The organism is Butyricimonas faecalis (assembly GCF_003991565.1).
Classification (GTDB): Bacteria; Bacteroidota; Bacteroidia; order Bacteroidales; family Marinifilaceae; genus Butyricimonas; species Butyricimonas faecalis.
Genome location: NZ_CP032819.1, coordinates 768,160 through 792,620, shown reverse-complemented (window position 1 = coordinate 792,620; position 24,461 = coordinate 768,160). Strand labels below are relative to the sequence as shown.

Genomic DNA, 24,461 nt, shown 5'->3' with positions numbered 1-24,461 from the left:
CGAGAGGGAATAGGGGTGATAATCAACTCTCCCCTCGTGTAAGGGGGAGTGGTCGTGACGGCGGAATTTTATTTCCTGCGATAATCCTGCCGTTTTTTGCCAAGAGGCACGCTAACACCTAAGTAGACATTTGCCCGGTTAGCATCGCCTAGTGATTTGGTCATCAAGTAGTCAGAACCAATGAAAATAGAACCTAATTTCAAACCGATACCCAACGTTTCGAAGTCACTATGCAAGAAAGAGTAACTTAATGACACCCCGAACCAGTTTTTCGGGCGGTAGTTGGCTGAGATCGTTAATTCGGAGTAAGCTTCGGGCTGCGTGAACTGAGTGGAGGACAACAAACCGAATCCAAGCTTGTTATTCAGAAGGGTGTATTCTGCACCAAGATTCAAGGTTGAACGAAGACTGGTACTCCGGCTTTTGGCATTTTCTTCCGTTTGGAATTGAATCAAGTCGAAGTCAAAAACATCTCCTGCTTCAGTATTGTCCGGATCGTATTCATCTGAGCCGGAATTGGCGAAGTCACCGTAATCATGTTCACTGTTCGTCGTGGCGATTGTGGTAGATGATTTTGTCCAATTGATAAAACCGAGGTCAATAATGGCTGCTGATAAGTTAATGCAACCAAATAAATTGTAACTTGCACCTAAATCAAGACCCAATCCATAACCGGAAATCCCGGGAGAATCGAAATCAATATCATCAATGTATCCGCTGTCTGAATTATAAGAGAATTCCAAGCCTTTCATGGAAGCCTCCAAGCGTCCTTTTGTTTTAACTTTCCAAGATTGATAACTTGCAAGGTCGTCGGTATTTACGTGTGCGTAAATCTGATCTATTTTGGCGTCCAAATTTCCTAACCCGACTAATAATTTCACGCGTCCGCCGACAGTCAAATCCTTTGTTACCGGACGGGAATACCCTAATCCTATTTCAGTGAAAATATTTGCATGGAGCTCCATGTCCTTAATATCATAATTAAGATTGACATTCTCGTCGAGTTCCGGATTGGTATTGGCGTAACGGGCAAGTTCAAACATACTCTTCGGGATAGAGGCACTAATAATGGAGCGCGCTCCCAGGTTTACCGTCCAAAACCCTTTCCCGCTGTAAATACCAAAGGAAATAAGGTCCAGCGTCAGGTCGATGTTCATCGTGTTCTTGTTGTCCAGACGATTTATAAACTGATCACTATTCAAAAAGCCATTCTTATTTTGGATAATGTCGATAAAATCATCGATACTTAATTTGTTCGAAGAGGCAGATAATCCGATGGCACCGATAGCGGGAATATTAAAATATCCTCTAGCGGGCTGTAAGGCTGGGTTCATTTTAAGTCTGGACGGAACGTTGTCCATAAAATAAGAAGTTCTCAGTCCTTGCGCGAACCCCTCGGAAATGCTCATAACACTCAATAACATAGCTATGTAGCTAACTTTCAAAAAGGTAAAACTTTTTTTCATAAATAGTGTCGTTTATAAATCTGAATTGATATTTATTATGACGCAAAATTGCCATTTTATTTTAGAATAGACAAGGATTATTATTAATTATTTGTTTCATTTTGATATTTTGAAAACATAATTTATCATTTGATGTTTGGAGATGTAAAATGAATATTCTATCTTTGCACTCGCAAAACGAAAGGAGTTCTGCTTATATTGCGGGATGGAGCAGTTGGTAGCTCGTTGGGCTCATAACCCAAAGGTCGTCTGTTCGAGTCAGGCTCCCGCTACAAGTAAGGATCGATGAAAGTCGATCCTTTTTTATTACAAGAAATATTTCAGTTTCCCGCAAGCCCTTTGTTTTTTTCAAAAAAAATTTGCATTCATCAAGAAAATATCTACATTTGCGAATGTATAAAGAATTTATTAGTTCTAATCCTAAAACTGTCTATTATGAATAAAGCTCAATTAATTGACGCGATTGCTGAAAAAGCTGGTTTGACAAAAGCAGATTCTAAAAAAGCATTAGAGGCTTTTGTAGCTACAATCGGAGAATCTTTGAAAAAAGATGAAAAAGTAGCCTTGGTTGGTTTCGGATCTTTCTCTGTATCTGAAAGAAGTGCAAGATCAGGTAGAAATCCGCAAACCGGGAAAACGATCCAAATCCCGGCAAAGAAGGTGGTGAGATTTAAAGCTGGTGCTGAATTGGAAGGCCAACTATAATTACCATTTAAAAGATTAAAAAGGGGGGTGTTTTGAGACACCCTTTTTTTGTTCATCAACAAGTTGCAGGTACTTTGGTTGCAAGTCGCGAAAACTGGAGAAAAATGAACTTGTAACCTGTAACTTGCAGACTTGTGACTTTTAACGTGACGAAGTCACCTTAAAATGATATTATGCATACTGTAAAAGAACAAGTTGAGTATCTGAGCGAATTTGTGACGGATTATAAAAATGACTTGTTCCGTCGGTTAATCGCGGAGCGGACGAGTTATGTCACGATGGTTCTTGAAGATTTCTACCAGCAACATAATTGTAGTGCCGTCTTGCGTTCATGCGATTGTTTCGGGATTCAAAATGTACATGTAATTGAAAATACGAATACTTTCAAGGATAATTCCGAGATTTCGATGGGTGCTGCCGACTGGTTGACGGTTCATCGGCATCGGAAGAGAGAGAATAACACGGAGGAAACAATCGACATGTTGAAATCACAGGGATACCGGATCGTGGCGACAACCCCGCATGAACGGGATACTTTTATTGATGATATCGACCTCCACAAAGGGAAAATGGCTTTTTTCATGGGAACGGAATTGACGGGATTGTCGGACGACGTGTTGTCCCGGGCCGACGAGTTCGTGAAAGTACCCATGTACGGTTTTACGGAGAGTTATAACGTGAGCGTGTGTGCCGCCCTACTGATGTATAGCGTGGTACAGCGTTTGCGACAGACAGATATAAATTGGCATTTATCGGAAGAAGAACGCTATCAGGTTTTGTTCGCTTGGTACAAGCGTTCGATTAAAGCTTCGGCCCAGATATTGGAACGATTTAATCATAACGAGTGAGAGATGTATTATTTGAAATGTAAACATTGTAATCACCTGAACGAGGTGAAATCCGAATACCTGGTGGTATGCGGTTTGTGTAACCGGAAACTGGAGGATAACTATAAGGATTGGAAAGTGAAACATCCGGAGAAATCATTCGAAGACTTTCAGCGTGAAGTATGCCTGACGGAAGAACAGGTGAAGAGGGGAGATATCGTGAAACCGGGCGGAAAAAAAGGGAATAAAAAAGGATGGATTGCCGGGTGTATAGGGGGAATACTGGTGGTGACATTGATGGTCGTGTTTGTCATGAAGGGGATGAAGAATGATTCTGACGAATTGTACGGAGATGGCAATACCCCGGTGTCGGAACAACAATGGTACACGGGGACATACGCGGGAGGCGTGTCTCTTGCAACCCCCAAGGCCATGAAGTCCGCGGGGAACGTGATAAATAAGTTGCCCGAAGAGGAGCGTCCTTTAGTTAAAGAGATGCAAACCTTTAGTTATCATGCAAACGATTTGGAATTCACGTATTTATATGCCGAATACACCCCTGAAGCCGGACAAGTTGATTTGGAGAAAGCCGTGAACGCGGGATTGAATCAGATGAAGGATCAACCCGGCGTGTTCGATTTGAAAAACGATATCGCTTACGTGGAGGAGGGGGATTTGAGCGGAGTGGTTATGCAAGGAACCTACGTGAAAAGAGGAACGGAATATGAATTTAAAATTACTTTATACGCGGCCGGATTGAAACTTTATCAATTTATTTCCAGTAATAGAAAAGGAGATGACACGGCTAGAGAAGTTGCGCGTCGAATATACGGTTCGTTGAAAATCAGCGGATATGGAACAACTGCAGAAGGAGGTACAGAATGAAAAAACAAGCATATTTATTAGAACAGTTTGATGATATAAAGATATTGCGTTACGACGTCCCCGCTTTTGAAGGACTGTCATTGCGGGAAAAGCTATTTGTTTATTACTTGAGCCAGGCTGCCTTGGCCGGAAGAGATATTCTCTGGGATCAGAATAATAAATATAATCTCCGGGTACGGGAGGCTTTGGAAAAAATTCTTCGGGCATATCGGGGAAACCGGGAGACAGAAGAATTTCAGGCATTCCTGGTGTACGCCAAAAAAGTATTTTTTGCCAACGGGATACACCATCATTACTCGATGGAGAAATTTATCCCCTCCTTCACGCCCGAATACTTTAAAACCCTTCTTCGGGAAGTGGGGGCAGAACCGTTATACGGGGAAGTGGAACGCGTCATTTTTGATCCCGAATACATGGCCAAGCGGGTCGTGTTGGACGAGGGAAAGGATTTGGTCAAGGCTTCTGCCAACCATTATTACGAAGGAGTGACACAAGAGGAGGTAGAAAAATTCTACGGGGAGAAGAAAAAAGAGAACGCCTTGCTTTCTTGGGGACTAAACTCCACGCTGGTGCGTGATGAAAAAGGACAATTGCATGAACAGATTTGGTTTGCCGGGGGAAAATACGGGAAAGAAATTCGCCACGTCGCGGACTACCTGAAAAAAGCGTCGGAGTACGCTTGCAACGAGCACCAGAAAGAGGTAATTGAATGGTTGATACGGTACTACGAGACAGGAGATTTGTCCTGGTTTGACCGTTACTCTATCGAATGGGTGAAAGAAGTGGCTGCCCCGATTGACTTTATCAACGGTTTTATCGAAGTATACGGGGATCCGTTGGCATACAAGGCCAGCTGGGAATCCGTGGTTCAGATTATGGACGAGGAGGCTTGCGAGCGTACGCGCAAGCTGGCCGACAATGCCATGTGGTTTGAACAGAACGCCCCGATTGACGAACGCTTCAAGAAGAGCGAGGTGGTTGGCATTACGGCCCGGGTGGTACAAGCTGCCATGCTGGGAGGGGATTGCCATCCGGCAACACCGATCGGGATCAACCTGCCGAATGCCGAATGGATTCGGGAACGTTATGGTAGCAAGTCGGTAACCCTGGATAACATCACGTATGCTTATAACCAGGCCTCTCTAAATTCAGGAGTACTGGATGAATTTGCCTATTCGGACGAGGAAAAAGAACTGGTGAGAACGTACGGGTACGTTGGAGGAAACGTGCATACCGACCTGCATGAATGTTTGGGACACGGATCCGGAAAAATGTTACCGGGTGTGGGACAGGAAGCGCTGAAAAATTATTATTCCACGATAGAAGAAGCCCGCGCCGATTTGTTCGCCTTGTATTACGTGATGGATCCGAAACTGGTCGAGTTGGGAGTAATTCCCTCCCTGGATGTGGCAAAGAGTGAATATTGTAATTACATCCGCAACGGGTTGATGGTTCAGCTGACCCGGGTGAAATTAGGAAATAACCTGGAAGAATCGCACATGCGTAATCGCCAATTGATAGCCTCCTGGGTCTACGAGAAAGGAAAAGAGACGAACGTCATCGAGCGGGTAAACCGGGAGGGGAAGACCTATTTCACGATCCGGGATTACGAGGCCTTGCGGATGTTGTTCGGAAGACTGTTGGCCGAGGTGCAACGGGTGAAATCGGAAGGTGATTTCGAGGGGGCGCGGGATTTGATTGAAAATTACGGGGTACGCGTAGATCCCGTGTTACATCAAGAAGTGCTGGAACGCTATCAAAAACTAAACGTGGCCCCTTATGCCGGATTTGTTAACCCGAAATACAGATTGGTGGAGAAAGAGGGATCCGTGGTTGACGTGGAAATAGAATACCCGACGGATTTCCTGACACAAATGCTGGAATACGGAAATAATAATGAACCGGATTCCCCGTTATTTGAATAAATATTGCCAATAATCGAAAAGTGAAATTTAACACGCCATTCACTCCCCATAATTAGGGAACGAATGGTGTGTTTTTACCCCATTTTGAGGATGTGCGTGTTCCGGGGGTATTTGTAACTTTGAAAACTTGAAATATTACCAATAATTCTATAAACTAATGAATAAACTTGGCCTTGAATCAATTATTTCTAATATTTGCGGTAAAAATAGGGATATGAAATCGCATCTATTTTCCGCGGATATGAAACTGGCAGATGTCATTCATGCCGATTACTCGCTATTATTACTGTTGCATCGGTTTGGAATAAATCTGGGGTTTGGAGATAAAACGGTCCAGGAATGCTGCGAGGCAAACCATGTTTCGTGTACATTATTTTTGATGATTTGCAACGTGTACAGTAACGAGCAATACCTGCCAACGGAGGACGAAATCGAGGGAATAGGGGCAAACGTGGACCAGTTGATCGCTTACTTGAAAAATTCTCATTCCTACTACTTGGACAACAGGATGCTTGCCATCCAGGAACAATTGAAGGAAATTTCCGAGGGATGCGAACAGCAACACCAACAAATATTGTACCTCTTCTTCAATGAATACAAGAATGAAGTCATTCGCCATTTCGAGTACGAGGAGATAACGGTGTTCCCTTACATCTCTAACATGATGAAGGGAGTTCGCCCGGGCGACTACGACATCGGGGTGTTCCGGGGAAATCATAGTAATATTGATGATAAACTGAATGACTTGAAGAATATCATCATGAAATATTTACCGGGCGACACCTTGTCGGATATGCGTATCCGGGTGTTATTCGGAATTTTTGCCTTGGAAGAGGATTTGAGTAAACATTCTTTAATCGAGGATAAAATACTTGTTCCTTTAGTAATGAAATTAGAACAACGGTATGCAAAACAATAATAAAAGTTACAGGATTGTTATTATTGAACCGTCCATGATTATTTCAACCGGACTGAAGAAGTTGATCGAAATGCGGAATGAGTTTGAGGTCGTAGCGGTTATCGCGGACTGTTTCCATAGCCTGGAAAGAATTAATCATTTGAACCCGGATGTTATAATCATTAACCCCTCGGTCGTGGAATTGAAAAAACGGCAGCATCTGGAAGAGTTGTTTGACGGGGTGAAGGACACGGCTTTCGTGGCGTTAGTTTACCAGTATATCGATCCGGAGGTCTTGAAACAATACCACACGACGATTGACATTGCCGATGATGGGGATAAGATCGCCCAGAAGTTGCTACATTCAATCGACGCGTTGAGTGCCCCGGCTGATTTGCTCGACAAGAATGAACTTTCCGAACGGGAGAAAGAGATTTTGATTTCCCTGGCCAAGGGGAAGATTAACAAGGAAATCGCGGATTTGCATCATATATCAGTACACACCGTGATCACTCACCGGAAAAATATTATCCGGAAGACGGGAATAAAATCAGTTTCCGGGCTTACGGTGTACGCGATTTTGAACAATCTCATCGATATTAATGAGGTGGAATGATATTTTGATTGAAATATCCCCATTATAAGGGGTTGCGGGGAAGGGTGGAATTGTTGATCTTTGTAATGTTAATAATAATATGATTTTTTTCTTTTCAACGTAAGCCATTGAAAGAATTTTGCCAAAAAAGACTGTTTAACAATAAAAGTTATTCAGTCTTTTTTTATTTGTGAAATCTTCGTGCGAACCCGTGGAAATTTTTGTGTACAAGTATGCCCGTGGTTATGAAATATTCTAAAGCAGTTAAATCTGAAATCATACAATATCTAGCTATCAAATAGCGTTCATATTCCCATCATATAGCGAGCCGCTCCCATTCCGCTCCCATTCCGCTCCCATTCCGCTCCCATTCTCCTCCCATTCCGCTCCTATTGTAATAGTAAAATATGGTAGAATTGTAGAAAGTGTTAACGTTCGGGTGGATGTATGGTACCAACTTGCTCGCGAGGATGTAGCTCTGTGTGGTAGGTGCTCTATCCAAGAACCGGTTTGTCGCGGATAAAACTTCGCTTTCCCGCACGGGGCGGTTTCCCGTAACACGGTCGAGCGTTGTCAGTTCCCCATCAATTTCGAGCCTTTGTAAGCGATGGCGTACAGGATAAACGTGAGTAGAATCAGTCCGGCGATAAACCATTGCCAGCCGAAGTGGTCGAGAATAACCCCGGTGGCGGATCCCCAAATACTGGACCCCATGTAGTAGAACAGGAGGTAGATGGAGATGGTGACCGAACGTTTCTGGAGGTTGTAGTCACTAACGATTCGGTTGCAGATCACGTGTACCACGAAGAAATTGAACGTGAAGATAGCCAGACCGAGAGTGACGAGCCAAAAGTTGTTGATGTACAGCAAAAGTAATCCTGCCACGGAGAGGGCAATGATTGTTTTCAGTATTTTGAAGTGGTTGTACAATGCCGTCAATTTTGCCGTGGCAATCGAGCCGAATACTCCAAACAGGTACATGAAATAGATGTAGTGAATCAGGTACGGGGGAAAATTGAACGGTTCTTTTATCAGGTAAAAACCGAGGTAGTTGTACAAGCTCACGAATATCCCTAACATGAGGGAGCCGATCAGGTAGAACGGGATCAGTTTCACGGAGACGATGAGGTGAAGGTTGGAAACGATCAATGATTTGAAACTTTCCCGCTTGGGTTTGAAATTGACAGAGCGGGGACTGAAAATCAGGAATGATATGGCAAATAGGGCACATAATACCCCGATCGAGACGGAGGCAACACGCCACGAGAATTCACTGCTGAGGTAGGAGGAAATTACTCGTCCCCCCATTCCCCCCAAGGCGTTCCCGGCAATGTAGAGCCCGGTGATTTTTCCTTTGTTCTGGGGTTGTACTTCTTCCGATATATATGCTAATGACACGGACGTGGCTCCCGATAACAAAAATCCCTTCAACGTGCTTAGGGCTACCAACAAGAAGAAGGAGGGCGAGTAAGAGCAGATAACCGAAAAGACGGCTGACGATAACAGTGCCGCGCTGATCAGTTTCTTTCTTGGAATCGTGTCCGCCACGAACATGGCCGTGAATAGACCGATGACCATTCCCAGCGTGGAGAATGATATAGCCAGGCTACTATGGCTGGCTGATAGTCCAAACTCTTGTGCCAGATCGGGCAGGAGAGGTTGGAAATAGTATAACTGGGCAAAACAGGAGAAGCCGGACAGAAAGACACATATGGATATCTTTCGGTCCTTGGTTATATTTCCCGGTGTGATAATTACTTGACTTGTATTCATGACTTTTCTTTCTCCGGTGCAAAAGTACGTATTCTAAGTGCAGGTTATCCTTTCACGACGAAGTTTTTCATCGGAAGTTCTCTAGAAAGAACATTTGGCGTGTGGAAACATGAGGTGATTTGTTTTTAATCCCTTGATTTTATCATAAAATGAGAAAAATATCCCCTTGATTTTATCAAATTGTGTTATTTTTAATCCCTTGATTTTGTCAAAAATACTATCTTTGTATTTGAATATCAAATTATAAATTTAAAGAGATGGGTAGGTATCTTCCACGTTCAATTGATAATATTCTTTTAGCTTGGAAAAAAGAATCGAAGCATAAGCCTTTGTTGTTAAGAGGTGCTCGCCAAGTAGGAAAGTCTTCAGCTGTAAAGCATTTGGCTTTAGAGTTTGATAATTATGTAGAGGTGAATTTTGAGAAACAGCCACAATTAAAAGAACTGTTTGTTGGGGAGTTAGATGTGAAACAAATTGTAGCGAAATTGGCAGTGTTTTTTGGGGTAACCATACAACCGGGAAAAACCTTATTGTTTTTTGATGAAATTCAGATGTGTAAAGAAGCGATTTCTAGTTTACGTTTCTTTTATGAAGATTATCAAGAATTGCATGTTATTGCAGCCGGCTCTTTATTGGAATTTGTTTTGAATGAAATTCCTACTTATGGTGTTGGGCGGATTCGTTCGTTGTTTGTGTATCCGATGACTTTTGATGAATTTTTGATGGCAACGGGAAACGAGAAATTGATTATTGAAAAAAAAGCTGCTTCCGCTTCTCGACCGTTAATGGAGGTTTTCCATCAAAAGTTGGTTGAGTTGTTTCGAATTTACTTGATGGTGGGAGGTATGCCGGAATCTGTTGTGACGTGGGTGGATGAAGGTGATTATTTGCAATGTCAACAAGTGCAGGATGAGATTATTGTGTCTTATGAAGATGATTTCGCCAAATATAAAAAGAGAGTTGACACAACATTGTTGCGTTTGACCGTTCGTGGTGTTGTCCATCAGGTTGGCGAGAAATTGATGTATAGTCGAATCTCGCGTGATTATAGGAGTGGTCAAGTAAAGGAAGCTTTAGAACTTTTAAGGTTAGCCGGATTGATAATACCTGTTGTACATACAGCGGCTAACGGTTTACCGTTGGGAGCGGAATGTAATGATAGCTTTGTAAAATATTTGTATTTTGATAGTGGGCTATTATTACGTATTCTTAACATGGATTTAGGGGATATAAGTAAAATTACCGAACAACTTCTTGTTGGTGGAGCTACGGACTTGGTAAATAAAGGTTTTTTGACGGAGATGGTTGCAGGGTTAGAGCTTTTGCGTTATCAATCACCGACTCAACGTCATGATTTGTATTTTTGGATGCGTACAGAAAAAAATAGTATGGCAGAGGTTGATTATTTGATAACTCGTAATCTGAAAATTCTTCCGATAGAAATAAAAGCGGGGATTAAAGGTGGAATGAAAAGTCTTTTTAATTTTATGAAAGACAAAAATGTAGAAGTAGGTATTCGTTCATCTTTAGAAAATTTTGGAGAGATTATAAGTGATGGTAAACGGGTAGAAATCTGTCCTTTATACGCGTTGTCTAATTTGTAAGTTATTGTAAACAGAAAACGTTTATGATGTAGTGTCCATGAACGTCCTCCCTCCCCATTCGGGGTATTGAGCCCGAAAGGGACTCGAACCACCTTTCGTTCGACAGATTCCGAGCAAGCTCTTCGTCTGTTCTCGCTTACCCGGTGGTTTCCCTCTATAAACCGAGGAAGAGTTGAGTACTTACCGTTTTCGGGAAGAAGTACCAACTCTCCCCCTGTGTAAGGGGGAGTTGGAGGGGGTAGTGACGGAGGAGTTTGTGCGTAAAAACAAAGCTTGCATTTATTGGGTTTCGATCCAAAACCCGATAATCCTAATAATTTTATTAGTAATAACATTATTAGTAATAACATTATTACTTATGATAAAAAGAAGCTGAAATTTTAGTTCACTTCAGCTTCCAGGTCTGCCCGGCTTTTACTACGCGTTACGAGGAAAACGCCGGAGAAAACGCAGATAACGGCGATGATTTTGAGCAGGTTGAAGGAGTCCATACCCCAGTAAACGGCAACACAGCTCGCGATGATCGGTTGGACATAGCAGTACATGCTTACCACGGTGGGACGTAGATGGCGTTGTCCGATAGGTGACAACAGGTAACTGACGAACGTGCTACCCAGAAGGATAAAGCTGAGGCCATACCATGTATTGGGTTCAAGTGATAACCATTCCAGTTGTGTCATGTTTTGAAAGGAGAATGGAGTGATACATATTGCCGCGTAAGTGAACATCCATTTCATGAGTGTGATGGGAGAGTAGCGACTGATGAGTTGTTTGAACAGAACGAGGTATAGGGCAAAACTAAGTTCGGCGACGAGGCAGACGGTATCTCCCCAGATGTTACTGTTGTGGGTTGTTCCCCCGATATTTTGGTTGCTTACGATTAGTAATAGGGCTCCGGAAGCACCTAGGAATATTCCCGATACTTTTTTGCTCGTGATGGGTTCTTTCAAGTAGATAGCCGCGATGATCATCGTTAGGATGGGGGTGCTTGTGGTGATGATGGAGGCATCTACGGGGGAGGTCATGCCGAGTCCTATGGTGAATAGTCCTTGGTTGAAAAGTACTCCCAGCATGGCGGCAAAGAACAGCTTCAGCAAGTCGGGAGGGGACACGTGTTCCCGTTTGGTGAAAATGGAGGCAATCCAGAATAGAATTGCGGCCCCGATAATCCGGATTTCAACAATAATGAATGGTGTAATGATGCTGGTGATAAGCACCATTTTTGAGATCGGGGACATCAAGCCCCACATCATGTTTGCCGTGGTCATGGATATATGACCTTTCAACTCATCCTTTTTCACTTGTTATTTTATTGGTTTCCGGTTGCAAAAGTAGAATAGGAAAGAATTTTTATTCCTGTATATTTCAATCATTTTATTGTATTTTTGTACCATGAAAAGAGAGAATATGTTTCAAGCATTCGAGTTGATTGTTAGGGAATATAACACGTTTCCTTTACCGGTGCATCAACATACTTTCTTTGAATTGGCTTATATTGTTTCTGGTACAGGGACTTTTCAGGTTTCTCTGCATGATACTCCTTATTCGGCTGGTTCTCTTTTCTTGATCTTGCCTAACACGAGTCACGTTTTTAAAATTGAATCTTATAGTCATTTTGTCTATTTGCGATTTACAGAGCATTATTTGGAGCAGTATTTCACTTCTGATGAGAGGGATTTAATTCGATCCGTTCAACATACTGGAAGTGTACTTTGTGATCCGAAGGATCGTGAGAATGTACGTGATCTCGTGAATGTAATCGTACGTGAATACACGCAGGTTCGAGTGTATTCCAATGAGCTACTCAATTATTGGTTAAGGAGTATTATTGTTTTGATTGTCCGTAATCTGATTGTAAGTGAGAGCTTGGGCGTTTTTCGTGTTGAAGAAGAAAAAATTATGCAGATTATACAATACATTCAAGCCCATATCCGGGAACCTCGTTTATTACAATTGGCATCGTTGGGACAAAGATTCCATTTGTCCGAGACTTATATCGGGCGCTATTTCAAAAGGCATACGAATGAAAATCTCAAGGATTATATTCTTCGTTGTAGACTTGCTTCCGTGGAGGATTTATTGTTACATACGAGTATGCGGATTAATGAAATTGCAGCCATCATGAACTACACGGATGAGAGTCATTTGATTCGGGAGTTTAAGAAGTATAAGAATATGTCTCCATCGGATTTTAGAAGTGGGAGAAAGAACTAGAGATATTTTCATGTTGTTGGTTTTGAAAATTTTCATAATTCTCCCATAATAGGATTAAACTTTTTGGAAATAAATCACTATTTTTACAACATAATGAATGTAAATAAATGCCCCTTAAAATATGTGATTAGCCTATGCCTTACGGTATGGGCCGCGGGTGCTCTCTTTGCGCAACCGGTTGTTTCTTCGAGTGACAGCGCTTACGGTCGTGCATTGTACAAACGGATCATGCGTCTGAACCCCGACAGCCTGCTGCGTGCCCATGCCGATCCGGCCGTTTACCAACGCACCATCACGGCCGAAAGCGGCAGTGACAGTATTTATTCACGGGAGGACAAGCGGTGGTTTTACATCGACCGCAACGAATTTCACCGTGTGATAGCTGCTGGGCCGTCCTACGATACTTACGAATACATTTACGCCACCTACAAAGGCTATTTTTACCACCTGTCGCGCGAAAAGTTATTACACGAGGCTGATCTCGCGGAGCAGGCGGCCGACAAGTACCCCGGCGATGCGCTGCGCAACGAGGCCGACTATCTGCGGGTGTGGTACAACAACCTGGGCAGGGATTCCACGGTCTGGATTGCCGAGCAGCAGGCCGCCATAAAAGCTTTCCAGCGCAAAGGTGCCACCTGGTGGGCACTTAGGGTAAAGGGACACCTTTTCCAACTTACCGCCGGTTTCGGCACTTCCTATCCCGTGGCTTTCGCTACCGCCGAAGAGCTTATCCACGACATCGACGGTCTCGATTGCAGGCAGTATCCCTTTAACGGAAACATGTATGGCGATATAGGATTGCTTTATTATAAATTTCGTGATTACGAAGCCGCCGTACCGTTGCTGAAAAAAGCCACGAGGGAAACTCCGGGATTCTATTTTGATGACTCCAACCTGAAAGCCCGCAACTCCCTGGCCATTTACTACCGTCAGTCGGGCGACCGCAAGCGTTCGGATGACTATTTCATCTCCATCCTCCAAAGCCCCGACACCATCTATGCCCGCGCTGTTTACGATGCCGTGGCGCTGGCCAACCTGGCGCACAATCTCACCCGGGCTGGGCTCTACTGCGAAGCCATCGGGCTGTATGAACTTTCGCTGCCCATTATGATCAGCGATAACGACTATTCTTTTGCTTCGGGTATTGCCGTGGGCATGGCCGAATGCTACATGGGGCTGGACAACTGGGAGTGGGCCAAACAGTGGGCAGATACCGCCACCGCCTATATCCGCGAGCATATACATTTTATAAATCCTCACCGGGCCCGACAGATATACCCCATACTAGCAAAATATCACCAGCAGAAAGGCGATGCTGCCACGGCGGGAAAATACATAGACTCCCTTTCCATGGCTCATGCCGATTACAGGGATGAGTTTGACGCCATGTTACTCATGCGTACCCGGCAGGAACTGCTTGCCGAGAAAAACCGCTCTCAACATGAGAGGTTGCAACAGCAACAGACGGCGATTACCAGACTGGTCGTTTTTGCGGTCATCGCCGTGTTGGTTTCCATGCTTATATATTATCTATACCATAAAAAAAAGGCCGCTTACCGCGAGTTGGTGGAGAAAAACAAACGGTGGGCCGACAGCGACCGACTGGAACAGATAATTGATCCTGTTTCTCCCAATCACACAATCACGGAAGAAAAGGGCGAGGACGGTAACCGACAGCAGGGACCTACGGAGAAAGATGTTGAACTAGCAGCCCGTATTCATAAAATAATGGTCGAAGGACAGATCTACCGGGACAACTCCCTTTCGCTGGATACCCTCTCGCAAAAGCTGGAAGTAACCCGCGAAACTGTTTCGCGCGCCATCAACCGAACCACGGGCAAGAATTTCACCCGTTTCCTGAATGAATACCGCGTGAAGGAAGCCGTGCGTATCCTCTCGACGGGCCGCAATCATACGGTTAATTTCGATGAACTGGCCGAACAGGTTGGTTTCAACAGCCGCATCACTTTCCACCGGGCCTTCAAACAGCTTACCGGACTTCCTCCCGCCGAATTTAAAAGGAACAGCTAGATTTCGGGAGTTTTCACCCGTTTCGGAATACATTCTTACTCCCACAACATTCGGAAATAGTTTTTAAGGCTGTTTCCGGGTGTCTTTTTTTATGCCGTTTCCTCAAAATTGGATAAAAATATTTCGTTGTTAATCAATGTATTATTCGTTATCTTTTATCAAATCATATTTTGATAACGCATTTTATTTTCATCTCTTTACTTTTACTAACAAATAGTAATCAGAAGGATAAGAGGCTATGGGTTTTAAATTAAAAACAGAAATGATGAGAAAAACACTGCTTGCAGGATTGTTCCTGCTCTTTCTTAGCCTGCCGGGATACGGCAGCGAGACGCTGTACTCGGGTTCCCCTACAGGTGGCGATACGATTATCACCTTTCGCTTCGTTCCCGGTGAGGATATGTTCTATGTTCCCTACGGCGGCAACAATACCGAACTCGACCGGCTTTACGCGTTGGTGGACGAATACCGGGCGGAAATCACTTCGGGGCGAATGCCTGTCGATGTGGATGGTTACTGCGCCTCGGGCGAAACACCCGAAGCAAGTTTTAGGATAGCAGTAACCCGGAGTAACCGCGTAAAGTCGGAACTTATCGTGCACAAAAGACTGGCAGAGGAACATTTTATAACGAAAAATCATGTTTCGGCTTATACTGCACCCGACGGGAAAACCTATCGGGATATGGTGGTCGTAACCCTGCGTATTCCGGCAAAGGAGCAACCTAAACAGCCGAAGTTGGTAAAGGAGGAACCCCGGTGCGAAGAACCTCCGGTAGAGGAACGCCAGCCGGAGTCGGTTGTAGAGCAGCAGCCTGAACCTGTTGTGGAAATTGCCGTACCCGCAAAGTTCTACTGCTTTGCCGTGCGTACCAACCTGCTTTACGACGCCTTCCTGTTGCCGACTTTAGGTGTGGAATGGCGTGTCAACCGCCATATCGGTATCAAAGTGGACGGCAGTCATTCGTGGTTGGGAAACGAAAAGGGCAAGGTGCAGAAAATCTGGTTGGTCAGCCCCGAGGTACGCTGGTATCTGCTCAACAACAAACGCTTCTATGTGGGCGTGGGTGCGAATATCGGCGAATATAATATCTATAAAGGAATGCTGGGCAGCCTGTTCTCCGATGACACCGGTTACCAGGGCAAGTTGTGGGGTGCCGGCTTAACAGTCGGCTACCAGCTTTGTCTTTCGCACCGTTTTTCGTTTGATTTCAATCTCGGCCTTGGTTATACCCGTATGGAGTATGATCGCTTTACGGTATCGAACAAAGTGCGCGTATTCAAAGACAGGGATAAAACCAAAAACTTCTGGAGCCCGACACAAGCGGGGATCAGTCTTATTTGGACCATCGGCAGTAATAATATAGTACGATAAAAAGAGATGAACATGACTGTAACTAAATTAATGATGGCAGCCGGGGCAATAATATTCCTGACCGCCTGCGATGTGAAAGACCCCATCCACGAAACCGACCACCCGGACAAGGCGAAGATCACCGTAACGGCGGATTGGAGCGGTATAGGGCAGGGCATTGCCAAACCATCGGGTTACACGGTAGCTTTCGGCGACAGGACTTTTACGGCTATGGCAGACAAATATACGCTTCCCGACTTGATTGAGCCAGGCAATTATACCCTATATTTCTACCATGAGGCGGATAATATTACTATAAACGGCACCGCGTCAACGGCAGATTATGCAGCGGGGATGCCGGGGTGGTTCTTTACCGGGCGGCTGGACGCTGTGATAGACGGGGGCAAACATCATGAGCTTACCGTTGCGATGAAGCAGCAGGTACGGCAATTAACGCTGGTAATAGAAGCCACGGGCGGCACGGTAGACAAGATAGCAACCATTACCGGTACCCTTTCGGGTGTGGCTGGAAGCCTCGATATGTCAAACGATACGCACGGTACCCCTTCGGATGTGGCGTTGACTTTCGCCAAGGGCACCGATGGTAAATGGACGGCCACCGTTCACCTGTTAGGAATAACCGGGGCGAAGCAGAAGTTGAGCGGAACGATAAAGTTCACGGATGGCACTCCGGACGATATGATTCTGGACAGCGATTTGACGGCCGCATTAGCCACTTTCAACGACAACAAGAATGAACCTCTTACGCTCGGCGGGCAGGCGGAAGAAACACCGTCTCCGGCAGGGTTTACGACCATTATAAATGCCTGGAATAAAATAACCGGTGGTAGCGTGATAGCCAATTGAGGTAATTAATTAAGAACGATAATTAAAACAGAGATATGAACAAGAAGAAACTTTTACTGTTACTGGCATTCCCCTTGTTTCTGCTCGCGGGATGCGGTCATGACGATATAGAGGGCGACGGTCCGGACATCCCTGTCGGACAGAATGGCGATATAAAATTCAAGATAGGCTTTGTCCAACCGGATGGAGTTGCTTATGCAACGGAGGACAACGATGCACCCCGCACCCGCGTAGCCACGGACAATCAGTTTCGCAGCACTTGGGAGGATGGCGACGAGATAGGTGTTTTCGCCGTAACGCACGGGCAGCCACTTGCCGCCTCGGACAATTTTATACATAACGTAAAGTTGACGTACAGTAGCGCGGACGACTCGTGGAGCGGAGCGGTTTACTGGCCGACGGCAAGTAGCGGAATTACCTCGCTCGACTTCTATGCCTACTATCCTTACGACGATAACGGCGGTACTCCCGCAACGCTCGACCCGATAGCAATAACTTTCACCGTAAAGACCGACCAGAGCGGCAAGACCACTGTTGGAAGTGCGGAGAAAAGCAATTACAATCTTTCCGACCTGCTGACGGCCAAGGCCGACAACACCGGTAGCGGTTATGGCAAAGGTGAAACTGTTAGCCTGCAATTCTCTCATGCGCTGGCAATGGTTCAGGTAAGCATTGATGATGTCAAGTATAAAGCATTGAACACGAATGAAGATATTACCGTGGAACTCCGTAATGTACGTACCGCCGCCGGACTAAACCTTTTCTCGGGAGCAGTTGCTGCATCCGGAGACGCGGGTGGAGTAACGATGCGGCGGATAGAACAGCCGAGTGATGCCGATTACGAAAGTTCATTTACTTTCTGCGCCCTTATTCCGGCGCAGGTGGTAGCAAGAGACGCAAGGATATTCCTCATTTCCAATGGTGACCTGCTCCTTAACGGCTCGCCCCTGACCGCGCAGCTCGATATGACCGCTAGAACCGTCGAATCCTTTACACAGCAAATTCCTTATACGGCGCTGCCGTTTATTCCTGCCGGCTCTTTCATTATGGGGAGTCCCGGGAACGAACCGAACCGTGGTACTAATGAAACCCAGCATAAGGTTACCCTAACCAAGGGTTTTTACATAACAAAATACGCGATCACGAACTCTCAGTATGTGGAGTTTTTGAATGCCAAAGGGATTCAGGGTGAGATGTTGAAACATCCTAATATTCCCGGTGCAGGCGGTAATATGATTGGCGGAGAATATAGCGGTGAGCCTTTGATTTATGAAGGCAATACTAATCAATGGGGCGTAAAGTGGGATACGAATAAATGGATTCCCCAACCGGGTTATGAGGATCATCCTGTTGTATGGGTAACCTGGTACGGGGCAAAAGCCTACGCGGAATGGGTGGGTGGTTCATTGCCAACGGAAGCGCAATGGGAATATGCCTGTCGCGGCGATAAAGGATCTTTGCCTTTCGGTGTGGGTGACGGTTACAAATTGGACAATACCCTTGCCAATTTTGATTGGAAATATTCGTGGAGCTGGGATGGCAGTAGCCCGACAGCCGATATTACGGATACCGGCACTTGTCCTGGAGTGACGCAAGCCGTGGGCAGCTATTCACCCAACAGCTACGGTCTTTACGATATGCACGGCAATGTATTGGAATGGTGTCTTGATAACAGCGACTGGGTTCCAGCCGATTATGGCGAGGCCTCTGTTACCGATCCTACCGGCCCATCGGCGGGCAACCGCCGCGTGCTGCGCGGCGGCTATTATGGCTTCAGCGCCCAGTATTGCCGTTCCGCGTATCGGAGCAACTACGAGCCCGATGACGCTAATTTCAACTTCGGGTTTCGCGTGGTGTTTGTCCCATAGTTCACGTCGTTGCCTTGAGCTAAAAGAAAAACGAGCCTGCCTGATAAGCGAGGGAGGGACGACCGAAGCAAGGGGCAGGCAAGCCGAAAGCATAATACCGGCGTGGCCGGTCGATTTTAAAATTAAAAAAAAGAAACTGATTTTTGACACTCTATATATTTAAGGTATATGCAAATACAGATATTCAACATACCGCTGACCGATACGGGCGAAGCCCTCTCGGAAATGAACCGTTTTATGACCGGCCGCAAGGTACTGGAAGTGGAGCAACGCTTTTTCCAGAACGAAAAGGGTGGCGGATGGAGTTTCTGCGTGCGTTACCTGCCCGATGTTACCCAGAGTGGTGCAACGGGCAGCAGGGCTAAAGTAGACTATAAGCAGGTACTTACTGAAAGCCAGTTTGCCGTTTTCTCACGCTTGCGTGAAATCCGTAAGGCACTTGCGAACGAGGACGGCGTGCCGGCTTATGCCGTGTTTACCGATGAGGAACTAGCGGGCATCTGCCGCCTGGCCGAGTTGACCGAGAAATCGCTGGCCACGCTGCCCGGAATCGGCGAGAAAAAGATTATCCGTTACGGCAAATCGATGTTGAAAAGATACCATACCGACAATAATAATCACACGGCGCAAGCCGACGAAATACAGATAGGAGGACAGGGATGAAACGCGAAGGATACCTGATGGAACGCATCGCCGATCCGGACAACCTGCGGCTGGCATTCTGGAAAGCCCGCAAGGGAAAGAACTACAACGACGAGGTGAAGCATTACCGCTTTCGGCTGGATGCCAATCTGGCCGAACTGCGCCGGGAGCTACTTGCTGGCGACGTGCCCGTGGGCGATTACCGCTATTTCCACATTTATGACCCGAAAGAGCGGATGATCTGCGCGGCGGCATTCCGCGAACGGGTATTGCACCACGCCGTAATGATCGTGTGCCACCCCGTTTTCGAGCGTTTCCAGACCGATGACAGCTACGCCTCCCGCATCGGCAAAGGACAGTATGCGGCATTGGAGAAAGCGAAAACGCACACCCGGCATTACCGTTGGCTCTGTAAATTGGACGTGCGCAAATTCTTCGACAGCATCGACCACGAAACGCTCTATGGACTGCTATCCCGCCGTTTCAAAGATCCTGCATTGCTTGGTCTTTTCCGGCGCATCATCGACAGCTACCGGACGGCTCCGGGCTGTGGGCTGCCCATCGGCAACCTGACGAGCCAGCATTTTGCCAATTACTATATGGCATACGCTGACCACCATGTGCGGGAGGCACTGCGCGCTCCGGCCTATGTGCGCTACATGGACGATATGGTATTGTGGCATGATGACAAAACGGAATTACTGCGCATAACCGCAGGGTTGACCTCCTTTATCGGGGAACGCCTGTGGCTGACGCTCAAACCGCCCTGCATAAACAATACAGATAAGGGCGTACCGTTTCTGGGTTATGTGCTGTTTCCGGGACGGGTGCGGCTGAACCGCAACAGTAAAAAGCGTTTCAGGTGCAAGATGAACAGTTATGATATAAAACTTGATACGGGCGAATGGTCTCAGGCGCGGTATGCGCTCCATGTGCAGCCGCTGGTGGCTTTCACCCGCTTTGCCGATGCGCGGGAATTCCGGCAGATATCGGCAAAGAAAAGGGAGGTTGGCTGAAAACGGGCAACAACCGCGTGCTGCGCGGCGGCTATTATGGCAACAGCGCCCAGTATTGCCGTTCCGCGTATCGGAACAACAACAAGCCCGATAACGCTAATAACAACTTCGGGTTTCGCGTGGTGTTTGTCCCATAGCTCAGGGCGCCGATGGATTTCGGACGATATGAACCGGCCAGCCTCCCTCACCCATTGGGTGGAAAACAAAACGAAAGTCTTTCCCGGTTAGTAGCAGCCTATAGGTGGTCGAAAACCGGGGGACTTTAAAAATACCGACTACGGGCTGTAAGTCCAGCCAAAGTGAGTATAGAGGGATAACGAACAATATAATTCTAAAACAAATGTATATGACGAAAGAAACAATCAGACAGTGGCGACGGGGGATCGGAATTCCGGCTGTGGCGCTAATATTGTGTGCGGCTCTATTTGTGGGCTGTTCACGGGATGACGGACAGGAACCGGACGGTGGCGATCCCGTAGCGTTGAGCTTTACCGCCGCAGTGGATGGGGTGGCTTTTGCACAAGGTGGCACATCTGCGGGGCTACGCGGCACTTCCGATGCGTTTACAACCCGTACGACGGCAGGCGGCGATGAGTGGGTGCAAGACGATAAAGTAGGGATATTTATGCTTGACGCGGGTAGAAACCTGCCGGGAATCACCGGAGCGGAGAACCGTAAATTTAAGGTAAGCGATATTACTACCGGGGCATTGACGCTGGACGACGGAGGTGCGGAAATCTACTACCCGCAATCGGGCAATGTGGACTTTATCGCTTATTATCCATACGGTACGACCGGAACAGGAGCCGGCGAAATAACCGCTGATTACAAGTACAATGTTTGTGTGGTCGACCAAAGTGATCCGGCGGTTATCGATATACTGTATGCGAAAAAGACCGATGTAGCCAAGAGTAAAGCTGCTGTGAATCTTGAATTTTCGCACGCCATGAGCAAGATAACGCTTAATGTAAAGGCGGGTAACGGACTCACTTCTGCGGATATTTCGGGGCTTGCAGCTTCGACGATAGCGTTCGGCGGTATGCCCGTAACGGCGGAACTGGCTTTACAGGATGGTACGCCCACGACGGGAACAAACCTTGCGCGGACGTTTTCCCCGTTGAAAGCGGAAACGGTGAGCGCCACTTACGACGCCACTTTCTCGGCTATTCTCGTCCCGCAGGCGGCTGACACTTACAATGGTCGCACGGTGGTCTTTACCGTAGGCGGACAGTCTTATACCTGGGCTATTCCGGCTGCTGAAAAATTCGAGGCGGGCAACCATTACGTTTATCCGCTGACGGTGCAAAAGAGCGGCATCGTCGTGGCAGGCAGCCCAACGATTATCGACTGGACGGTCAATGACAACAATACAGGTACGGCAATAAAACTTCCCGAAATGGTTTTGATCCCCAAAGGCACATTCCTGATGGGATCATCCGACGGTAGCAATCTGGACAATACAAATAATTCCGGCCTCAATACGACTCCTACCGAGCCTAATCGTGGTACTAATGAAACCCAGCATAGGGTTACCCTGACCAAAGATTTTTACATAACAAAATACGCGATCACGAATTCTCAGTATGTGGAGTTTTTGAATGCCAAAGGGATTCAGGGTGAGATGTTGAAACATCCTAATATTCCCGGTGCAGGCGGTAATATGATTGGCGGAGAGTATAACGGAGAGCATTTGGTTTATGAAGGCAATACTAATCAATGGGGCGTAAAGTGGAATACGGATAAATGGATACCTCAACCGGGTTATGAGGATCATCCTGTTGTATGGGTAACCTGGTACGGGGCAAAAGCCTACGCGGAATGGGTGGGTGGTTCATTGCCAACGGAAGCGCAATGGGAATATGCCTGTCGCGGCGATAAAGGATCTTTGCCTTTCGGTGTGGGTGACGGTTATAAATTGGACAATACCCTTGCCAACTTTGATTGGAAATACTCGTGGAGCTGGGATGGCAGTAGTCTGATAGCCGATATTATGGATACCGGCACTTTTCCCGGTGTGACGCAAGCAGTGGGCAGCTATTCCCCCAATAGCTATGGTCTTTACAATATGCACGGCAATGTATTGGAATGGTGTCTTGATAACAGTGACGGGGTTCCAGCCGATTATGGCGGAACCTCTGTTATCGATCCTACCGGCCCATCTACGGGCGACAACCGCATGCTGCGCGGTGGCAATTTTGGGCTCGACGCCCAGTATTGCCGTTCTGCGTTCCGGTTCAACGACAGACACGATCATGCTACTAATCACTACGGGTTCCGCGTGGTGGTTGTCCCATAGTTCCGGGTGTCGATAGATTTCGGGCGATGTGAACCAGCCTGCTCGCAGAACGACTTATAGGAACCAGTGAAATAGCTGCTGATTACAAGTACAATTAATTTCTGGTTTAAACATCAAGCTAAAAACACCTAAAAATGACCATAAAATGAGAGAGAGTCACTTTCGTAACTCTCTCTCTTTCAGTGGTACCACCAGGAATCGAACCGGGGACACAAGGATTTTCAGTCCTTTGCTCTACCAACTGAGCTATGGTACCATCGCTGAATTGCGAGTGCAAATATAGGGGTTTTATTTCAATCTGCAAGGGTTGAGGTAAAGAATATTGAAAAATATTATTTTTCGCTTTGTCGAAGACGGATGCAGAGGTATATCATCCATACGATGATGACCATGGAAGCGTATGGAACAGCCGGAACGAACAAGAACCATAGCAAAAAGCCGATGATCAAGAGATAGAGGTAGATGAACAGGTATTTGTTGATGATCCACGGAAGGGTGCGTTTCCCGAGGAAGAAGGCGGCAACGAGGTTTAAGGGGTTTGCCCAGAAGGCATTGAAGTTGGGGAACATCGTGGGATGTTTCGTGAAGAAACATAAAAAGACGATGAGGCATCCAACAATACCTGTCACCACGAAGAATGGGATGGCAATTGCTTTTAGCAAACGCCGGCTTTTTATTTTTTGTAAAAGTGAAACGAGTGCAAGCGTGCAAATGGCAAAAACAAAGAACGGGGAGAAGTACCAGGGAGTTGAAAGATCTTGTTCCGGGGCTTCGTATACCGTCTCTATGGGTTGCACGAGTGGGGTTCCATTATATGCTGCGGAATCCAAATGATACATGAGGTAATCGGGAAGAAACATTTGTTCCCGGAGGGTGGCCGTGGAAGTTGCGGGAGATCCGAGGATCGTGTGGATGCCCCATTGAATCCACGGGGAACGACCGAGGTATTCGTCCAGAAGATTCCAAAAACTTTTCGTGGAAGGTTGAGCTATCCACGTGATTTGGTTGCCCGTGCTTTTCTCTATGATGTCCCGTACCCGGGTTGAACAGTTGTCGTATAGGAAGTTGTAGAGGTATTCCCGGTTGGCTGGTTGATAATTTTCAATGAGTAAATCCATTAAGTATTGCTTTTGGATGGAATCCAGGTTTAAGGTCTGGGAGTATACGCTACGCTTGTCATAGATGTAGGAGGATAGAAAACGGCGAAATTCGGAACATGATAATTGGTAGGGGAGTAGACCTCGTGCAAATTTGAAGTAAAATCCTTGGGTGTCGAAATCAAAGGTCCCGTAATTGAAAACAATATCCATGTTGTTTGCCTTGTCAACGACCCGGATGCCCGTGTGTCCGAACAGCGAGTAGAGTTCGTTACCCGGGGAACATGTCAAGATGCTGATCGTGGCGTCTTTGGACAATTTGACAGAAGCCGAAGTACTCACCGTGAGTAAAAACAGGAAAAGGGATAGGATGAATAGTTTTGTTTTCATGTGTTTCAATA

General features: G+C 46.2%; 21 protein-coding genes and 2 tRNA genes. 17 read left to right on the top strand and 6 right to left on the bottom strand.

What is annotated here, in order from left to right; genetic code table 11:
• Nucleotides 1-68: 68 nt before the first annotated feature.
• Nucleotides 69-1,466 carry a DUF5723 family protein gene (locus D8S85_RS03335; protein ID WP_106624860.1) on the bottom strand — a complete coding sequence of 466 codons (1,398 nt, stop codon included), beginning with the start codon at nt 1,464-1,466 and terminating at the stop codon, nt 69-71.
• Between the two features lie 199 nt (nt 1,467-1,665).
• Between D8S85_RS03335 and D8S85_RS03330 the strand changes: the two genes are divergently transcribed.
• From D8S85_RS03330 to D8S85_RS03300, 7 genes are all read left to right on the top strand, one after another.
• Nucleotides 1,666-1,738, top strand: a tRNA-Met gene (locus D8S85_RS03330).
• 163 nt (nt 1,739-1,901) lie between these two features.
• Nucleotides 1,902-2,171, top strand: a complete 270-nt coding sequence (locus tag D8S85_RS03325; protein WP_106625262.1) for an HU family DNA-binding protein — start codon at nt 1,902-1,904, stop codon at nt 2,169-2,171.
• A gap of 173 nt (nt 2,172-2,344) precedes the next feature.
• On the top strand, nt 2,345-3,019 hold the full coding sequence (locus D8S85_RS03320) for a TrmH family RNA methyltransferase (protein WP_106624859.1): 675 nt from the start codon (nt 2,345-2,347) through the stop codon (nt 3,017-3,019).
• Nucleotides 3,020-3,022: 3 nt separating this feature from the next.
• On the top strand, nt 3,023-3,883 hold the full coding sequence (locus tag D8S85_RS03315) for a hypothetical protein (RefSeq protein WP_106624858.1): 861 nt from the start codon (nt 3,023-3,025) through the stop codon (nt 3,881-3,883).
• On the top strand, nt 3,880-5,808 hold the full coding sequence (locus D8S85_RS03310; protein ID WP_106624857.1) for a dipeptidyl-peptidase 3 family protein: 1,929 nt from the start codon (nt 3,880-3,882) through the stop codon (nt 5,806-5,808). The genes D8S85_RS03315 and D8S85_RS03310 overlap by 4 nt, the downstream gene beginning before the upstream one ends.
• Nucleotides 5,809-6,022: 214 nt before the next feature.
• Nucleotides 6,023-6,727: a hemerythrin domain-containing protein gene (locus D8S85_RS03305; protein WP_240648817.1), complete on the top strand. Its 705-nt coding sequence runs from the start codon at nt 6,023-6,025 to the stop codon at nt 6,725-6,727.
• Entirely contained in the window at nt 6,714-7,322 is a 609-nt protein-coding gene (locus D8S85_RS03300) for a response regulator transcription factor (protein WP_106624855.1), read from the top strand. The genes D8S85_RS03305 and D8S85_RS03300 overlap by 14 nt, the downstream gene beginning before the upstream one ends.
• Before the next feature lie 552 nt (nt 7,323-7,874).
• Here the strand turns inward: D8S85_RS03300 and D8S85_RS03295 are convergent.
• Entirely contained in the window at nt 7,875-9,074 is a 1,200-nt protein-coding gene (locus D8S85_RS03295) for an MFS transporter (RefSeq protein ID WP_106624854.1), read from the bottom strand.
• A gap of 257 nt (nt 9,075-9,331) precedes the next feature.
• Here D8S85_RS03295 and D8S85_RS03290 point away from each other — a divergent pair, with 257 nt between their 5' ends.
• Entirely contained in the window at nt 9,332-10,678 is a 1,347-nt protein-coding gene (locus D8S85_RS03290) for an ATP-binding protein (protein ID WP_106624853.1), read from the top strand.
• Between the two features lie 380 nt (nt 10,679-11,058).
• Here D8S85_RS03290 and D8S85_RS03285 read toward each other — a convergent pair whose 3' ends face one another.
• Nucleotides 11,059-11,979: a DMT family transporter gene (locus D8S85_RS03285; protein ID WP_106624852.1), complete on the bottom strand. Its 921-nt coding sequence runs from the start codon at nt 11,977-11,979 to the stop codon at nt 11,059-11,061.
• Nucleotides 11,980-12,070: 91 nt separating this feature from the next.
• Between D8S85_RS03285 and D8S85_RS03280 the strand changes: the two genes are divergently transcribed.
• Nucleotides 12,071-12,892 carry an AraC family transcriptional regulator gene (locus D8S85_RS03280; protein ID WP_106624851.1) on the top strand — a complete coding sequence of 274 codons (822 nt, stop codon included), beginning with the start codon at nt 12,071-12,073 and terminating at the stop codon, nt 12,890-12,892.
• A gap of 465 nt (nt 12,893-13,357) precedes the next feature.
• Here D8S85_RS03280 and D8S85_RS21410 read toward each other — a convergent pair whose 3' ends face one another.
• Entirely contained in the window at nt 13,358-13,627 is a 270-nt protein-coding gene (locus tag D8S85_RS21410; RefSeq protein WP_172726471.1) for a hypothetical protein, read from the bottom strand.
• A gap of 45 nt (nt 13,628-13,672) precedes the next feature.
• Here D8S85_RS21410 and D8S85_RS21405 point away from each other — a divergent pair, with 45 nt between their 5' ends.
• The 8 genes from D8S85_RS21405 to D8S85_RS03240 all read left to right on the top strand — a co-directional run bounded on the left by D8S85_RS21405 (nt 13,673) and on the right by D8S85_RS03240 (nt 22,963).
• On the top strand, nt 13,673-14,923 hold the full coding sequence (locus D8S85_RS21405; protein ID WP_172726470.1) for a helix-turn-helix domain-containing protein: 1,251 nt from the start codon (nt 13,673-13,675) through the stop codon (nt 14,921-14,923).
• A 262-nt stretch (nt 14,924-15,185) separates the two neighbouring features.
• The gene (locus D8S85_RS03270; RefSeq protein ID WP_127074787.1) at nt 15,186-16,295 is read left to right on the top strand and encodes a DUF3575 domain-containing protein; all 1,110 of its coding nucleotides are present in this window, start codon (nt 15,186-15,188) and stop codon (nt 16,293-16,295) included.
• Between the two features lie 12 nt (nt 16,296-16,307).
• Nucleotides 16,308-17,141, top strand: a complete 834-nt coding sequence (locus tag D8S85_RS03265; protein ID WP_106624848.1) for a FimB/Mfa2 family fimbrial subunit — start codon at nt 16,308-16,310, stop codon at nt 17,139-17,141.
• A 35-nt stretch (nt 17,142-17,176) separates the two neighbouring features.
• The gene (locus D8S85_RS03260; protein ID WP_127074786.1) at nt 17,177-19,009 is read left to right on the top strand and encodes an SUMF1/EgtB/PvdO family nonheme iron enzyme; all 1,833 of its coding nucleotides are present in this window, start codon (nt 17,177-17,179) and stop codon (nt 19,007-19,009) included.
• Nucleotides 19,010-19,177: 168 nt separating this feature from the next.
• A complete protein-coding gene (locus tag D8S85_RS03255; RefSeq protein WP_106624847.1) occupies nt 19,178-19,672 on the top strand; it encodes an HRDC domain-containing protein in 495 nt (164 codons plus the stop codon).
• Complete coding sequence (locus D8S85_RS03250; RefSeq protein ID WP_127074785.1) at nt 19,669-20,667, top strand: RNA-directed DNA polymerase; 999 nt, start codon at nt 19,669-19,671, stop codon at nt 20,665-20,667. Before D8S85_RS03255 ends, D8S85_RS03250 begins: the two co-directional genes overlap by 4 nt.
• The gene (locus D8S85_RS22210; protein ID WP_127074784.1) at nt 20,556-20,804 is read left to right on the top strand and encodes an SUMF1/EgtB/PvdO family nonheme iron enzyme; all 249 of its coding nucleotides are present in this window, start codon (nt 20,556-20,558) and stop codon (nt 20,802-20,804) included. The genes D8S85_RS03250 and D8S85_RS22210 overlap by 112 nt, the downstream gene beginning before the upstream one ends.
• Before the next feature lie 260 nt (nt 20,805-21,064).
• Entirely contained in the window at nt 21,065-22,963 is a 1,899-nt protein-coding gene (locus D8S85_RS03240; protein WP_172726469.1) for an SUMF1/EgtB/PvdO family nonheme iron enzyme, read from the top strand.
• Between the two features lie 183 nt (nt 22,964-23,146).
• Here D8S85_RS03240 and D8S85_RS03235 read toward each other — a convergent pair.
• Both D8S85_RS03235 and D8S85_RS03230 read right to left on the bottom strand, forming a co-directional pair.
• Nucleotides 23,147-23,219, bottom strand: a tRNA-Phe gene (locus D8S85_RS03235).
• Between the two features lie 76 nt (nt 23,220-23,295).
• Nucleotides 23,296-24,450: an Lnb N-terminal periplasmic domain-containing protein gene (locus D8S85_RS03230; protein ID WP_106624844.1), complete on the bottom strand. Its 1,155-nt coding sequence runs from the start codon at nt 24,448-24,450 to the stop codon at nt 23,296-23,298.
• Nucleotides 24,451-24,461 lie beyond the last annotated feature (11 nt).

What these genes read in the sequence shown, in the direction of transcription:
- D8S85_RS03310 (WP_106624857.1), top strand. Translation starts at nt 3,880, where the DNA reads ATGAAAAAACAAGCATATTTATTAGAACAGTTTGATGATATAAAGATA.
- D8S85_RS03315 (WP_106624858.1), top strand. Translation starts at nt 3,023, where the DNA reads ATGTATTATTTGAAATGTAAACATTGTAATCACCTGAACGAGGTGAAA.
- D8S85_RS03280 (WP_106624851.1), top strand. Translation starts at nt 12,071, where the DNA reads ATGAAAAGAGAGAATATGTTTCAAGCATTCGAGTTGATTGTTAGGGAA.
- D8S85_RS03295 (WP_106624854.1), bottom strand. Translation starts at nt 9,074, where the DNA reads ATGAATACAAGTCAAGTAATTATCACACCGGGAAATATAACCAAGGAC.
- D8S85_RS03255 (WP_106624847.1), top strand. Translation starts at nt 19,178, where the DNA reads ATGCAAATACAGATATTCAACATACCGCTGACCGATACGGGCGAAGCC.
- D8S85_RS03325 (WP_106625262.1), top strand. Translation starts at nt 1,902, where the DNA reads ATGAATAAAGCTCAATTAATTGACGCGATTGCTGAAAAAGCTGGTTTG.
- D8S85_RS03265 (WP_106624848.1), top strand. Translation starts at nt 16,308, where the DNA reads ATGACTGTAACTAAATTAATGATGGCAGCCGGGGCAATAATATTCCTG.
- D8S85_RS03290 (WP_106624853.1), top strand. Translation starts at nt 9,332, where the DNA reads ATGGGTAGGTATCTTCCACGTTCAATTGATAATATTCTTTTAGCTTGG.
- D8S85_RS03320 (WP_106624859.1), top strand. Translation starts at nt 2,345, where the DNA reads ATGCATACTGTAAAAGAACAAGTTGAGTATCTGAGCGAATTTGTGACG.
- D8S85_RS03260 (WP_127074786.1), top strand. Translation starts at nt 17,177, where the DNA reads ATGAACAAGAAGAAACTTTTACTGTTACTGGCATTCCCCTTGTTTCTG.
- D8S85_RS22210 (WP_127074784.1), top strand. Translation starts at nt 20,556, where the DNA reads ATGGTCTCAGGCGCGGTATGCGCTCCATGTGCAGCCGCTGGTGGCTTT.
- D8S85_RS03300 (WP_106624855.1), top strand. Translation starts at nt 6,714, where the DNA reads ATGCAAAACAATAATAAAAGTTACAGGATTGTTATTATTGAACCGTCC.
- D8S85_RS03335 (WP_106624860.1), bottom strand. Translation starts at nt 1,466, where the DNA reads ATGAAAAAAAGTTTTACCTTTTTGAAAGTTAGCTACATAGCTATGTTA.
- D8S85_RS21405 (WP_172726470.1), top strand. Translation starts at nt 13,673, where the DNA reads ATGTATGGCGATATAGGATTGCTTTATTATAAATTTCGTGATTACGAA.
- D8S85_RS03305 (WP_240648817.1), top strand. Translation starts at nt 6,023, where the DNA reads ATGAAATCGCATCTATTTTCCGCGGATATGAAACTGGCAGATGTCATT.
- D8S85_RS03250 (WP_127074785.1), top strand. Translation starts at nt 19,669, where the DNA reads ATGAAACGCGAAGGATACCTGATGGAACGCATCGCCGATCCGGACAAC.
- D8S85_RS03230 (WP_106624844.1), bottom strand. Translation starts at nt 24,450, where the DNA reads ATGAAAACAAAACTATTCATCCTATCCCTTTTCCTGTTTTTACTCACG.
- D8S85_RS03270 (WP_127074787.1), top strand. Translation starts at nt 15,186, where the DNA reads ATGATGAGAAAAACACTGCTTGCAGGATTGTTCCTGCTCTTTCTTAGC.